The 12,954-nt window shown below is 67.9% G+C and carries 12 protein-coding genes; 4 read left to right on the forward strand and 8 right to left on the reverse strand.

Annotated features, from left to right (window positions below):
- Nucleotides 1–72: 72 nt before the first annotated feature.
- From AC3WVS_RS11495 to AC3WVS_RS11525, 7 genes are all read right to left on the reverse strand, one after another.
- Nucleotides 73–516 (reverse strand): GNAT family N-acetyltransferase, encoded by a 444-nt coding sequence (locus tag AC3WVS_RS11495; protein ID WP_492318737.1) that lies wholly within the window; start codon nucleotides 514–516, stop codon nucleotides 73–75.
- Nucleotides 517–871: 355 nt separating this feature from the next.
- A complete protein-coding gene (locus tag AC3WVS_RS11500) occupies nucleotides 872–1,099 on the reverse strand; it encodes a sulfurtransferase TusA family protein (RefSeq protein ID WP_010813669.1) in 228 nt (75 codons plus the stop codon).
- Nucleotides 1,100–1,149: 50 nt separating this feature from the next.
- The gene (locus AC3WVS_RS11505; protein WP_010813670.1) at nucleotides 1,150–1,734 is read right to left on the reverse strand and encodes an NUDIX domain-containing protein; all 585 of its coding nucleotides are present in this window, start codon (nucleotides 1,732–1,734) and stop codon (nucleotides 1,150–1,152) included.
- 45 nt (nucleotides 1,735–1,779) lie between these two features.
- Nucleotides 1,780–2,811, reverse strand: a complete 1,032-nt coding sequence (locus AC3WVS_RS11510) for a threonine aldolase family protein (protein ID WP_492318738.1) — start codon at nucleotides 2,809–2,811, stop codon at nucleotides 1,780–1,782.
- A 28-nt stretch (nucleotides 2,812–2,839) separates the two neighbouring features.
- Complete coding sequence (locus AC3WVS_RS11515; protein ID WP_010813672.1) at nucleotides 2,840–3,028, reverse strand: 4-oxalocrotonate tautomerase; 189 nt, start codon at nucleotides 3,026–3,028, stop codon at nucleotides 2,840–2,842.
- A gap of 52 nt (nucleotides 3,029–3,080) precedes the next feature.
- Nucleotides 3,081–3,857, reverse strand: a complete 777-nt coding sequence (locus AC3WVS_RS11520; protein WP_492318739.1) for a class II aldolase/adducin family protein — start codon at nucleotides 3,855–3,857, stop codon at nucleotides 3,081–3,083.
- A 143-nt stretch (nucleotides 3,858–4,000) separates the two neighbouring features.
- A complete protein-coding gene (locus AC3WVS_RS11525) occupies nucleotides 4,001–5,260 on the reverse strand; it encodes a YbfB/YjiJ family MFS transporter (protein ID WP_492318740.1) in 1,260 nt (419 codons plus the stop codon).
- Nucleotides 5,261–5,388: 128 nt separating this feature from the next.
- Between AC3WVS_RS11525 and AC3WVS_RS11530 the strand changes: the two genes are divergently transcribed.
- The 3 genes from AC3WVS_RS11530 to AC3WVS_RS11540 all read left to right on the forward strand — a co-directional run bounded on the left by AC3WVS_RS11530 (nucleotide 5,389) and on the right by AC3WVS_RS11540 (nucleotide 8,654).
- Nucleotides 5,389–6,282, forward strand: coding sequence for a LysR family transcriptional regulator (locus AC3WVS_RS11530; protein WP_010813675.1), 894 nt, complete (start codon nucleotides 5,389–5,391; stop codon nucleotides 6,280–6,282).
- A 102-nt stretch (nucleotides 6,283–6,384) separates the two neighbouring features.
- Nucleotides 6,385–7,884, forward strand: coding sequence for an NfeD family protein (locus tag AC3WVS_RS11535; RefSeq protein ID WP_492318741.1), 1,500 nt, complete (start codon nucleotides 6,385–6,387; stop codon nucleotides 7,882–7,884).
- Nucleotides 7,885–7,886: 2 nt separating this feature from the next.
- Entirely contained in the window at nucleotides 7,887–8,654 is a 768-nt protein-coding gene (locus AC3WVS_RS11540) for a slipin family protein (protein WP_492318742.1), read from the forward strand.
- Nucleotides 8,655–8,716: 62 nt separating this feature from the next.
- On the opposite strand, the gene alaS is transcribed toward AC3WVS_RS11540, so the two are convergent.
- Nucleotides 8,717–11,341, reverse strand: a complete 2,625-nt coding sequence (gene alaS / locus AC3WVS_RS11545; protein WP_492318743.1) for an alanine--tRNA ligase — start codon at nucleotides 11,339–11,341, stop codon at nucleotides 8,717–8,719.
- Between the two features lie 301 nt (nucleotides 11,342–11,642).
- On the opposite strand from alaS, the gene AC3WVS_RS11550 reads away from it, so the two are divergent.
- Nucleotides 11,643–12,863, forward strand: a complete 1,221-nt coding sequence (locus AC3WVS_RS11550) for a CaiB/BaiF CoA transferase family protein (RefSeq protein ID WP_492318744.1) — start codon at nucleotides 11,643–11,645, stop codon at nucleotides 12,861–12,863.
- Nucleotides 12,864–12,954 lie beyond the last annotated feature (91 nt).

The raw sequence follows: 12,954 nt of genomic DNA on the forward strand, positions 1-12,954 counted from the left end.
GCCCGATGGGCCGCCGCGTCGCCGGCTGCGTGCCGGCGGGCCTCAGGTGATCGCGCTCCGTCTTGCCCCGCCTCAGTCCAGGCGGCGGCACATGCAGTGCGTCCAGGCGCCGAAGCGGCGTTGAAATTCCCTGGACAATTCCAGCTCGGTCGGCAACTCGTCCACGGATGTCAGCGAGAAGCCATAGCGCGCAAAAAAGGCCGGATGCTCCGTCGTCAGCAGGACGGCCTTGGTGCAACCATTAGCGCGGGCGCGCATCAACAGGGCGGCAACCAGATGGGTGGCAATTCTTCGGTCCCGAAAATCGGGAAGCACGCCAACGGTCCTGACGACAAAGGTCTGGTCGAATATTTCCCCGCAGGCACAACCAGCTACGATTTCCCCGAATTCAGCGACATGGCACAGACATGCGGCCGGCTTCACATTTTCAACTGGCAACCCACATTGCTGCAGCACTTCCGAAATAGCTTGAATATCGGCAATTCCAGCGGCTCGGATACGGACGTCCCTTGGCATCGCCTCTCCTGAATCACTTGATCAGCTTCCGCCCCCACAGTGACCATCACGGCACCAGGCAAGGGCGCAGTAGTAATTTAGCGCATACATAAAAGACAGCCCAATCCGGGTAAACACACGTGCCGCGGCGCCGGCATTATGGGGACGATAATGCAGCCCCAAACCGGCAGAAAACGCAATGGGATAATCCTCGCGAGAGGTCCCGCCAGGAATAATGCACAACTTGCGATTTGCGCCAATCTCGCATTGCCGCGCGCCTGGAAAATCGTGGCGATATTCATCGATGCAGAATCCCCAAAGAAAAAAGCCGCGTAATCAGAATTACGCGGCTTTTTTCTTTGGGAGCGGGAGCGCTTCAGCGGCGGCGCATGTAGAACACAAACACCTTGTCCACTTCCGAGTGCGACAGCAGCTCATTGCCGGTCTGCTTGGCAAAGGCCTGGAAATCGCGCGTGGCGCCGGGATCGGTGGCCAGCACCTTGAGCACATCGCCGCTGGCCATGTCGGCCAGGGCCTTCTTGGTGCGCAGGATCGGCAGCGGGCAGTTCAGGCCGCGCGCATCCACTTCTTTCTGGAACTCCATTCGTCTCTTCCTTCGATTCTGGGGGCTGGGCGGCTGGCCGGAGGCCAGCCTCACCAACGGTATTGTAGCGAACCCCCGACCAGGCTGAAGTCGTGCGGGCGGCGCGGGTCCGGAATGTCGGCGCCGGTCTGGCGGTCGAAGAAGCGCACCGGATAGCCGCGCGCGGCCAGCCAGTCGGCCACCGCGAAGCCGGTGCCGGCCGACCAGACACGCACATCCTCCGGCGCCACCAGCTTGTAGTCGGCCAGCTCCTCGGACAGCGCCACGGTGCCGGTCGCCTTGACGTGGTAGGCGATGATCAGCTCGTTCTTGCGCATGAACTCGTAGACGCCGATCAGCGACACCGACTCGGTATCGAGGTTGGTCTCTTCCTTCAGTTCGCGCGCCACGCCCAGCTCGGGCGGCTCGTCGCGCTCCAGGAAGCCCGTCACCAGCGCGAACATGGTCTCCGGCCAGGCGGCATTGCGCGCCAGCAGCAGCTTGTCCTGGTACTCCACCACCGCCGCCAGCACCGGCAGCGGGTTGTTCCAGTGCACGAAGCCGCATTCCTGCTGCACGCAGGCGTGGCGTTCGCGCCCGGACAGCGGCAGCACCTCAAGCGGCGCGCCGCACTGCGGGCAGAATCGGTATTGCATTTGGGGGCTCCTGAAGGGTCTCGTCGTTATAGGTATGGGTGCCGGTCAGGCGCCGCAAGCCGCCCGCATGTCGGCGGCCAGCGCCTCGACCGTCTGCGGCTGCAGGTCCCATGAACACATGAAACGGCAGCCGCCGGCGCCGATAAAGGTATAGAAGCGCCAGCCCCTGGCGCGCAGCGCCTCGATCGCGGGCAGCGGCAGCTCGGCGAACACGGCGTTGGACTGCGTCGGGAACATGATGCGAACGCCCGGAATATCGCTGATGCGCTGCTGCAGCAGTTGCGCCATCGCATTGGCATGGCGCGCGTTGGCGAGCCATACGTCGTTCTCGAGCAAACCCAGCCACGGCGCGGAGATAAAGCGCATCTTGGACGCCAGCTGCCCGGCCTGCTTGACGCGGTAGGCAAAGTCCTCGGCCAGGCGGCGGTCGAAGAACACCACCGCCTCGCCCACCGGCAGGCCGTTCTTGGTGCCGCCGAAGCACAGCACGTCGACGCCGGCGCGCCAGGTGATCTCGGACGGATGCACGCCCAGCGACGCCACCGCGTTGGCAAAGCGCTCGCCGTCCATGTGCACGCGCAGCTGGCGGCGCTTGGCGATGGCAGCGATCGCGCGCACCTCTTCCACGCTGTAGACGGTGCCGACTTCGGTCGACTGCGTCAGCGACACCACCTTGGGCTTGGGGTAATGGATATCGGAGCGGCGCGTCACCAGCGCCTCGACCGCGTCGGGCGTGAGCTTGCCGTCGGCGCCGGGCGCGGTCAGCAGCTTGGAGCCGTTGGAGAAGAACTCCGGGCCGCCGCATTCGTCGGTCTCGATATGCGCCAGCTCGTGGCAGATCACCGAGTGGTATGACTGGCACAGCGCCGACAGCGCCAGCGAGTTGGCCGCCGTGCCGTTGAACACGAAGAACACTTCGCAGTCGGTCTGGAACAGGTCGCGGATACGGTCGCAGACCTTCTGCGTCCAGGTATCGTCGCCGTAGGCCTGCTCATGGCCGCTGGCGTTGGCTTCCAGGAAATACTTGAGCGATTCCGGGCAGAAGCCGGCGTAGTTGTCAGAGGCGAAGTGCTGCATGGTGGTCAGTGTGGGGCTGAATGGAGCCTTACTTCTTGTCGGCCCACAGCTCGCCGCCGGTGGCCCAGTTCTCGCGCTTGATGTCGGTGATGATGATGTCGACGGCCGAGGCCGAGCAGCCCAGGGTCTCGCAGCTGACGCGGGTCACTTCTTCGACAAACTTGCGCTTCTGCTCGATGGTACGGCCTTCAAACATTTCGACGTGGAAAGTCGGCATGCAATGCTCCTTTGATGTATGTGGTTGAGTCGCGGCGGGAAATCGATCCCGCTCAGTCCCGGTATGAAGGATCGATTCTATCCAGTTTGCGCAGCAGCGCGGGCCACTCCATCACGCCTTCGACGGCGCCATTGTCGTAGAGCTGCTCCGAGGTCTTGTCCGCCACGGCCGCGCCGGGCTGCACCAGCGCACCGCCCGCCTGCGCGGCAATCTGGATCTCGCAGGCCTTGATCAGCGTCGCCATCAGCACATAGGCCTCGGCCACGGTGCGGCCCACCGTCAGCGTGCCGTGGTTGCGCAACAGCATGGCCGGATGCGCACCCAGCGATGCGGTCAGCCGCGCGCCCTCGGCCGGGGTGAAGGCCAGGCCTTCGTAGTCGTGGTAGGCCATGCGGCCGTGGAAGCGCATCGCATGCTGCGACAGCGGCAGCAGCCCCTCGGCCTGCGCCGATACGGCAATGCCGGCGGTGTTATGCAGGTGCATCACGCACATCGCGTCGGCGCGCGCCGCATGCACCGCGGCGTGCAGCGCAAAGCCGGTCACATTGACCGGATGCACGGTCGCGCCGACGACCTCGCCGCGGCCGTTGATCTTGACCAGGTCGCTGGCGCGGATCTCGTCGAAGGCAAAGCCGAAGGGGTTGATCAGGAAGTGATCGGGCTCGCCCGGCACCGTGGCGGAGATATGGGTGTAGATCAGGTCGTCCCAGCCCTCGCGCGCGGCCAGGCGGTAGGCGGCGGCCAGGTCGACGCGCACGCGCTGTTCTTCGGCGGAAACGGGCTGGATGGGGGCACCCGCGGCGCGCGCGGGCTGCAAGGCAAAAGACATGGGGTCGCTCCTGCGCCGCCCGGTCTCGCGTGCCGGGTACAGCCCCGGCCTTCTGTGCCGCGCCACGGGCTGCACGCCAGGCGCGGCAGCCGCTCGCGTGGCGCGCCAGGCGGCAAAGGCAATACTTTAGCGCACCTTGCCGATCAGCTCCGGGCAGCCGCGAGCGGCCAGGCGCGGCACATCCAGGCGAACACCAGCGCGCCGAGCAGCAGCGCCGCCGCCGCGCACGCCAGCGAGCCGGCAAAGCCGCCGGTGCGCGCGACCAGCGCGGTCGCCAGCGGCGGCCCGGCGATCTGGCCCAGGCCGTAGGATGCCGTCATCAGGCCCATCAGCCGCGCCGCTTGCGGTCCCCACAGGCGCCGCGCCTCGCGCATCGCAAACGCCACCAGCGCGGTGAACGGCAGCCCCGCCAGCAGGCTGCTGAGGGCAAAGCCGGCCACGGTCGGGAACACCACCGCGATCGCCACGCCCAGCGCCTGCATGCCGTACAGCAGCGTCAGCAGCTTGCGGTTGTCGTGCGCCATGCCGACCCGCGTGACCAGGAACGCGCCCACCGTCACGCCCGCGCCGAAGATCGGCCAGAACAGGTCGGCCCAGACCGTGCCGGGCAGCGCCTCGCGCGCAATCACCGGCAGGAAGGTCGCGGTGATGATGTAGCCGAAGCCGGCCAGGCCGTAGGCAAAGGTCAGCGCCCAGGTCTGGGCATCGAGCCGCGCGGCGCCGGTGTCGGCTGCCGCCGGGGATGCCGCCGCCGTCGCCGTCATCGGCACGGCCGGCTGCGCGACGAAGATCCGCCAGACCGCCGCCGCCAGCGCCACCGCCAGCGCCGTGAACGCGAGCCAGCCATAGTCCGCATGCCAGCCCGCGCCGACCATGCCGGATGCACCCAGCCCGGTGACCACGATGCCCAGCCCCGGCCCGCAGAAGATCAGCCCGGCGAGTTCCGGCTTGCCCAGTTCCGCCAGCCGCTGCAGGCACCAGCCCGCGGTGTAGACCATCACCACCGCGCTGGCCACGCCCGCGGCGGCGCGCCACAGCGACCATGCCGGCATGCCGCCCGGCAGGGCCATGCCCAGCGTCAGCAGCACGGTTGCGGCCAGGCCCCAGCGCACCATGCGCACCGCGTCGGGCCGGATGAACATGCACACTGCGGCGCCGGCGAAGTAGCCGATGTAGTTGACCGTGGCCAGCCAGCCGCCCTGATCCAGCGTGACGGTGCCGTCATGCAGCATCATCGGCAGCAGCGGCGTAAAGGCAAAGCGGCCGATGCCCATCACCACCGCCAGCGACACCAGGCCGGCCATGGCCACCGCCACCGCGCCGGCTTCGCGCCGTGCCGACGCCCGGGTGGCCACGCGCGCAGCGGCGGGGTGTTCAGGGTCGAGGCTGTGGGGGTTCGGCATGGCTGGGGCTGGCGGAGCAGCGGTTGCATTGCGATGCCTGTATGCTACGCTGGCTTCAGCATCCCCAAAAATGAATTATCAAGATGCCATGCATCTTGATAAGAGATGGATAGCCTCAGGAGTTCCGCATGGATCTTGCCGCCCTCGAGATCTTCCGCGCCGTCGTCGAAGCCGGCGGCATCACCCGTGCGGCCGAGCGGCTGCACCGTGTTCAGTCCAATGTCACCACGCGCATCCGCCAGCTGGAGCAGTCGCTCGGGGTCGACCTGTTCGTGCGCGACGGCCGGCGCATGGTGCTGACGCCTTCCGGTCAGACCCTGTTCGACTATGCCTGCCGCATCCTCAGCATGACCGAAGAGGCACGCCAGGCGGTGCTGCCGGCGCGGCCGCACGGCCGGCTGCGCATTGCCTCGATGGAGAGCACCGCCGCCAGCCGCCTGCCCAATGTGCTGGCCGCGTACCACCAGGCCTGGCCCGCGGTGCAGCTGGAGCTGGTGACGCTGGCCACGCGCCAGGCGCTGGATGCGCTGGCGCGCTTCGAAGTCGAATGCGCCTTTGTCGCCGAGCCGCTGACCGACCCGGCACTGAGCGCCGTCCCGGTGTTCGAGGAAGAGCTGGTGGTGATCACGCGCGCGCGCCATCGCCCGGTGCGCACCGCGGCCGACCTGGAGGTGCCGACGCTGCTGGCATTCGAGCCCGGCTGCAACTACCGCGCCCGGCTCGAGAACTGGTATGTGATCGGCGATGCGCCGACGCCGCGCGTGCTGCAACTGAGCTCGTACCATGCCATCGTCGCCTGCGTCGCGGCCGGCATCGGTGCGGCGATCGTGCCGCGCTCGGTGCTGGGGCTGTACCGCGACCTGCCCGCCATCCGCCAGCACAGCCTGGGCGCGGCCGGCCGCGTGCGCACGCTGCTGGCCTGGCATCCGTCCATGGCCAGCGCGGCCTTGCATGCGCTGATCGACACCCTCACCGCCCACTCACCCGGCCCCTCGGCCAGGCCTGACCTGGCGGCGGCCTGAGCGCCCGGCGCGCGGGCCCGAGGCAGCCCGCGTGCAAGATGTGCCCGGTGGCCTACACTTGAAGTGGCGCCATCACGGCACCTTGCGTGCCCCGCCCCTCTCATGAAACCTGCCACCGCGCTGCTGCGGGCCCTTCGGCCAATGTCCGGCCGGCTGCTGGCCGGCCTGGCGCTGGCGTGCGGCGCCGTTGCCCTCGCCGGCCCAGGTGCCCGTGCGGCGCCGCCCTCCGGCGCCTCGGCGCCCGCCGCCACCGTCACGACCACGACAACCGCGCCGGTCTACGTGATTCCGCTCAAGGGTGCGGTCAGCCCCGCCAGCGCCAGCTTTATCCTGCGCAGCATGGAACGCGCGCGCGAGGGCGGCGCCCAGCTGGTGGTGCTGGAAATGGACACCCCGGGCGGGCTGGACGCGTCGATGCGCGAGATCATCCAGGCCATCCTGGCCTCGCCGATACCGGTGGCCAGCTACGTCTATCCCGGCGGCGCGCGCGCGGCCAGTGCCGGCACCTACATCCTCTACGCCAGCCATATCGCGGCGATGGCGCCGGGCACCAACCTGGGCGCGGCCACCCCGGTGCAGGTCGGCATCGGCGGGCCGCAGAAGCCAGAGGCCCTGCCCGGCGCCAAGCCCGCCTCCGCCCCCGCCAGCGAGCCAGCGCGGGCCGACGCGATGGAACGCAAGCAAATGCACGATGCCTCGGCCTATATCCGCGGCCTGGCCCAACTGCGCGGACGCAATGCCGAGTGGGCCGAACGCGCGGTGCGCGAGTCGGTCAGCCTGTCGGCCGACGAGGCGCTGGCCCAGCGCGTGGTCGACCTGGTCGCCCCCGACCTGCCCGCGCTGTTGCGCCAGGTTGAAGGCCGCACGATCACCGCTGCCGGCGGCAAGGCCGGCGTGCTGCACACCGCCAATGCGCCGGTGGTGACGCTGGAACCCGACTGGCGCAACCGCTTCCTGGCCGTGATCACCGAGCCCAGCGTGGCGCTGCTGCTGCTGATGATCGGCATCTACGGCCTGATCTTCGAATTCTCCACGCCGGGCATGGTGGTGCCCGGCATTGCCGGCGCGATCTGCCTGCTGGTGGCGCTGTTCGCGCTGCACATGCTGCCCGTGAACTACGCCGGGCTGGCGCTGGTGGCGCTGGGCATCGGCTGCATGGTGGCGGAGCTGTTCCTGCCGACCTTCGGCGCGCTGGGCGTGGGCGGCATCATCGCCTTCGCCTTTGGCGCGGTGATGCTGATCGACACCGACGTGCCGGGCTTCGGCGTGCCGCTGCCGATGGTGGCGGCGATGTCGGCGCTGTCAGCGATTTTCGTGTTCGGCATGTCGGCGATGCTGGTGCGCTCGCGCAAGCGCCCGGTGGTCAGCGGTGCCGACACCCTGGTCGGCGCCCGCGGCGAAATGCTGGACGACCTGCGCGAGGAAGGCTGGGCCACGGTGCGCGGCGAGACCTGGCGCGTGCACAGCGCCAGCTCCTTGCCGCGCGGCACGCCGGTGGTCGTCACCGCGCGCAAGGGCCTGGTGCTTGAGGTGATCGCCGCCGGCAACGCCCCGCTTGTCCCGACCACTCCACCCCAACCGACGCCAGACAAGGGAGCCTGACCATGGCCTACGGATTCAGCTTCGGCGGTTTGATCTTCCTGCTGGCACTGCTGGTGATCACCTCGTTCCGCGTGCTGCGCGAATACGAACGCGGCGTGGTGTTCATGCTCGGACGCTTCTGGCGGGTCAAGGGCCCGGGCCTGGTGCTGCTGATCCCCGCCGTGCAGCAGATGGTCAGGGTAGACCTGCGCACGGTGGTGATGGACGTGCCGCCGCAGGACGTGATTTCGCGCGACAACGTCTCGGTGAAGGTCAATGCGGTGGTGTACTTCCGCGTGGTCGATCCGGAACGCGCCATCATCCAGGTGGCGAACTTCCTGGAAGCCACCAGCCAGCTGGCGCAGACCACGCTGCGCTCGGTGCTGGGCAAGCACGAGCTGGACGAGATGCTGGCCGAGCGCGAGAAGCTCAACCTCGACATCCAGCAGGCGCTGGACGCCCAGACCGACGGCTGGGGCATCAAGGTGTCGAACGTCGAGATCAAGCATGTCGACCTGAACGAAACCATGATCCGCGCGATTGCGCGGCAGGCCGAGGCCGAACGCGAGCGGCGCGCCAAGGTGATCCATGCCGAGGGCGAACTGCAGGCTTCGGTGAAGCTGCTGGAAGCGGCCCAGATGCTGGCGCGCGAGCCGCAGGCCATGCAACTGCGCTACCTGCAGACGCTGACACAGATTGCAGGGGACAAGAGTTCCACCATCGTCTTCCCGCTGCCGATCGACATTTTCAACCGGCTCGCCGGCAAGCCGCCCGGCGACGAACGCCCATAGAAAATGGCGCCGAAGCGCCATTAGCAGTTGCCGGGCCTGAGGGGGTTGCCCCCCTCAGGCGCTCACACCTTGCCCGCCACCCACTCGCTGACACCAGCCAGCGCCTGCGGCAGCTTGGCCGGCTCGGTGCCGCCAGCCTGGGCCATGTCGGGACGGCCACCACCCTTGCCGCCCACCTGCTGCGCGACAAAGTTGACCAGCTCGCCGGCCTTGACCTTGCCCGTGGCATCGGCGGTGACACCGGCGATCAGGCTGACCTTGCCGTCGGACACCGCACCCAGCACGATGGCCGCGCTCTTCAGCTTGTCCTTGAGCTTGTCCATGGTCTCGCGCAGGGTCTTGACGTCGGCGCCGTCCAGTTGCGCGGCCAGCACCTTCAGGCCCTTGATATCGACCGCCTGCGCGGCCAGCTCGTCGCCCTGCGAGGCGGCCAGCTTGCTCTTCAGGCGTTCCAGCTCCTTCTCCAGCGCGCGCACCTGGTCCTGCACCTGGCCGATGCGCGGCACCAGCTCCGACGGCTGGGCCTTCAGCACGGCAGCGGCTTCGTTCAGCCTGGCGTCCAGGCCCTGCAGGTAGTGCAGCGCGTTGTCGCCGGTAATGGCTTCCACGCGGCGGATGCCGGCGGCAACGCCGCCTTCCACCACGATCTTGAACAGGCCGATATCGCCGGTGCGGTGCACGTGGGTGCCGCCGCACAGTTCCTTCGAGGTGCCGATCGACAGCACGCGCACGTCGTCGGCGTACTTCTCGCCGAACAGTGCCATCGCGCCGCTCTTGACGGCGTCGTCGAACGGCATGATTTCGGCATGCGTGTCGTCGTTGCGCAGGATCTCGGCGTTGACGATCTCTTCCACGCGGCGGATCTGCTCGTCGGTCAGCGCCGCGTTGTGCGAGAAGTCGAAGCGGGTCTTGTCCGCATCCACCAGCGAGCCCTTCTGCTGCACGTGGCTGCCCAGCACTTCACGCAGGGCCTTGTGCATCAGGTGGGTGGCCGAGTGGTTGCGCACGGTGCGCGCACGGCGCTGCGCGTCGACCTGGGCCGACACGGCATCGCCCACCTTCAGCGCGCCGCCTTCCAGCGTGCCCTGGTGGCCGAACACGTCGGCCTGGATCTTGGTGGTGTCAGCCACGGCGAAGACGGCATTGCCTGCCTTCAGCACGCCCTGGTCGCCGGCCTGGCCGCCGGATTCGGCGTAGAACGGGGTGTTGTCGAGCACCACCACGCCAGTCTGGCCCGGCTGCATGGTGTCGACCGCGGCACCGTCCACGTACAAGGCGGTAACCTTGGCCTGCGGCAGTTCCAGCTTCTCGTAGCCGTGGAACACGGTCTTGTCGCCGGTGTACTCCAGGCCGGCGGCCATCTTGAACTTGCCCGCGGCGCGGGCCTGCTCGCGCTGGCGGTTCATGGCCGCGTCGAAGGCGGCCTCGTCCACGCCGATTTCCTGCTCGCGGCACACGTCCTGCGTCAGGTCCAGCGGGAAGCCGAAAGTGTCGTGCAGCTTGAACGCCAGTTCGCCGTCCAGCGTCTTGCCGCCCTTGAGCTTCAGGTCGGCCAGCGCGGCGTCAAGGATCGACATGCCGTTCTCGATGGTCTCGAAGAAGCGCTCTTCCTCGGCCTTCAGCACTTCGGTCACGCGCGACTGGGCTTCGGCCAGTTCGGGATAAGCCTGGCCCATCTGCTCGACCAGATCGGCCACCATCTTGTGGAAGAACGGGGTCTTCTGGCCCAGCTTGTAGCCGTGGCGGATGGCGCGGCGGATGATCCGGCGCAGCACGTAGCCGCGGCCTTCGTTGCCGGGGATCACGCCGTCGACGATCAGAAACGAGCACGCGCGGATATGGTCGGCGATGACCTTCAGCGAGTTCTGGTTCAGGTTGTCGATATGGGTTTCACGCGCGGCGGCCTTGATCAGCGCCTGGAACAGATCGATCTCATAGTTGCTGTGCACGTGCTGCAGCACCGCGGCAATGCGCTCCAGGCCCATGCCGGTGTCCACGCACGGCTTGGGCAGCGGCGTCATATTGCCCTGCTCGTCGCGGTTGAACTGCATGAACACCAGGTTCCACACCTCGATGTAGCGGTCGCCGTCTTCCTCGGGCGATCCCGGGGGGCCGCCCCAAACGTCCGGGCCGTGGTCGTAGAAGATCTCCGAGCACGGGCCGCACGGGCCGGTGTCGGCCATCTGCCAGAAGTTGTCCGACGCATAGCGCGCGCCCTTGTTGTCGCCGATGCGCACGATGCGCTCGGCCGGCACGCCCACTTCCTTGGCCCAGATGTCGTAGGCCTCGTCATCTTCCGCGTAGACCGTCACCCACAGCTTCTCGGCCGGCAGCTGGTAGGTCTTGGTCAGCAGTTCCCACGCGTACAGGATGGCATCGCGCTTGAAGTAGTCGCCAAACGAGAAGTTGCCCAGCATCTCGAAGAACGTATGGTGGCGCGCGGTGTAGCCCACGTTCTCGAGGTCATTGTGCTTGCCGCCGGCGCGCACCGAGCGCTGCGCCGAGGTGGCGCGGGTGTACGGGCGCTTGTCGGTGCCCAGGAACACGTCCTTGAACTGCACCATGCCGGAGTTGGTGAACAGCAGCGTCGGGTCGTTCGCCGGCACCAGGCTGGACGAGCGGACCACGGTATGGCCCTTCGATTCGAAGAACTGCAGGAACTTGCTGCGAATGTCTGAGACTTTCATGGGATGGCGGACGCTTGCCCTGGCGTGGCCGGGCGCGACGAATCAGTATTGGATTTGCAAACCGTTGATTATACGGGCAAGGCAGCTTGCCGGGCACGTCAGGCATGGCGCCGGGGAGCCGGCCGGCTATCGCCCAAATCCCATCGCCACAAGCGCCTTATAAGGCACTCGAAGCCGCACCGGCGATTTGCTGGTGGTACATTGCAGGCAACCCGTGCCGGCCCCTGTTTCCAGGGGGCGCGCCGCCCCCCCTCGCCGTTGCGACCGATCCCCCGCCTTACCCACTGCATTGACTACCGCCATGGGAGCTTTAAGCCATCTCCGCGTCCTCGACCTGACCCGCGTCCTTGCCGGGCCATGGTGCGCCCAGAACCTTGCCGATTTCGGCGCCGACGTGATCAAGATCGAGCGCCCCGGCGCCGGCGACGATACCCGCACCTGGGGCCCGCCCTGGCTCAAGGACGAGGACGGCCGCGACACCGCCGAGGCCGCCTACTACCTGGCCGCCAACCGCAACAAGCGCTCGGTGACGTGCGACATCAGCACGCCGCAAGGCCAGCAGATCGTGCGCGAGCTGGCGGCGCAGAGCGACGTGGTGCTGGAGAACTACAAGGTCGGCCAGCTCAGGAAGTACGGCCTGGACTATGAGTCGCTCAGGCAGGTCAAGCCCGACCTGATCTACTGCTCGGTCACCGGCTTCGGCCAGACCGGCCCGTACGCCGCGCGCCCGGGCTATGACTTCATCATCCAGGGCATGGGCGGCTTCATGAGCCTGACCGGCGAGCGCGACGACCTGCCCGGCGGCGGCCCGCAGAAGGCCGGCGTGGCCATTTCCGACCTGATGACCGGCCAGTACGCCACCATCGCCGTGCTGGCGGCGCTGGCGCACCGCGACCGCACCGGCGAGGGCCAGTACATCGACATGGCACTGCTGGACGTGCAGGTGGCGATGCTGGCCAACATGAACACCAACTACCTGGCCAGCGGCCAGGCGCCGCGCCGCTGGGGCAATGCGCACCCCAATATCGTCCCCTACCAGACCTTCCAGGCCGCCGATGGCTGGATCATCGTGGCGGTGGGCAACGACGGGCAGTTCCGCAAGTTCGTCACCGACGGCGGCAAGCCCGAGCTGGCCGACGACCCGCGCTTTGCCACCAACCCGCAGCGCGTGGCCAACCGCGACGTGCTGGTGCCGATCCTGGCCGAGATGGTGCGCCCGCGCACCCGCGCCCAGTGGATCCGCGACCTGGAGGCCGCCGGCGTGCCGTGCGGCCCGATCAACACCCTCGACGACGTGTTCGAGGACGACCAGGTCAAGGCGCGCGGCCTGCGCGTGGACCTGCCCCACCCCAGCGCCGGCGAGGTCAAGCTGGTGGGCAGCCCGATCAAGATGAGCGCCACGCCGCCGCAGGCGCTGCGCCACCCGCCGCTGCTGGGCGAGCACACCGACACGGTGCTGGCCGACACGCTGGGCTACAGCCCTGAGCAGATCGAAGCACTGCGTGCAAAGGGTGTGCTGTAAGATTCTCCTCCTGCCGGCGGGCGGCCCTGGTGCCCCCGCCGGTGCCTTCCCGAAGCAATTCAGTCCCACTGAAGCAAAGGCAAAGGAGAAT

The organism is Cupriavidus sp. CPT47-8839-RL05A (assembly GCF_058792255.1).

What these genes read in the sequence shown, in the direction of transcription:
- AC3WVS_RS11540 (WP_492318742.1), top strand. Translation starts at nt 7,887, where the DNA reads ATGGCCTACGGATTCAGCTTCGGCGGTTTGATCTTCCTGCTGGCACTG.
- alaS (WP_492318743.1), bottom strand. Translation starts at nt 11,341, where the DNA reads ATGAAAGTCTCAGACATTCGCAGCAAGTTCCTGCAGTTCTTCGAATCG.
- AC3WVS_RS11500 (WP_010813669.1), bottom strand. Translation starts at nt 1,099, where the DNA reads ATGGAGTTCCAGAAAGAAGTGGATGCGCGCGGCCTGAACTGCCCGCTG.
- AC3WVS_RS11515 (WP_010813672.1), bottom strand. Translation starts at nt 3,028, where the DNA reads ATGCCGACTTTCCACGTCGAAATGTTTGAAGGCCGTACCATCGAGCAG.
- AC3WVS_RS11505 (WP_010813670.1), bottom strand. Translation starts at nt 1,734, where the DNA reads ATGCAATACCGATTCTGCCCGCAGTGCGGCGCGCCGCTTGAGGTGCTG.
- AC3WVS_RS11495 (WP_492318737.1), bottom strand. Translation starts at nt 516, where the DNA reads ATGCCAAGGGACGTCCGTATCCGAGCCGCTGGAATTGCCGATATTCAA.
- AC3WVS_RS11535 (WP_492318741.1), top strand. Translation starts at nt 6,385, where the DNA reads ATGAAACCTGCCACCGCGCTGCTGCGGGCCCTTCGGCCAATGTCCGGC.
- AC3WVS_RS11530 (WP_010813675.1), top strand. Translation starts at nt 5,389, where the DNA reads ATGGATCTTGCCGCCCTCGAGATCTTCCGCGCCGTCGTCGAAGCCGGC.
- AC3WVS_RS11510 (WP_492318738.1), bottom strand. Translation starts at nt 2,811, where the DNA reads ATGCAGCACTTCGCCTCTGACAACTACGCCGGCTTCTGCCCGGAATCG.
- AC3WVS_RS11520 (WP_492318739.1), bottom strand. Translation starts at nt 3,857, where the DNA reads ATGTCTTTTGCCTTGCAGCCCGCGCGCGCCGCGGGTGCCCCCATCCAG.
- AC3WVS_RS11550 (WP_492318744.1), top strand. Translation starts at nt 11,643, where the DNA reads ATGGGAGCTTTAAGCCATCTCCGCGTCCTCGACCTGACCCGCGTCCTT.
- AC3WVS_RS11525 (WP_492318740.1), bottom strand. Translation starts at nt 5,260, where the DNA reads ATGCCGAACCCCCACAGCCTCGACCCTGAACACCCCGCCGCTGCGCGC.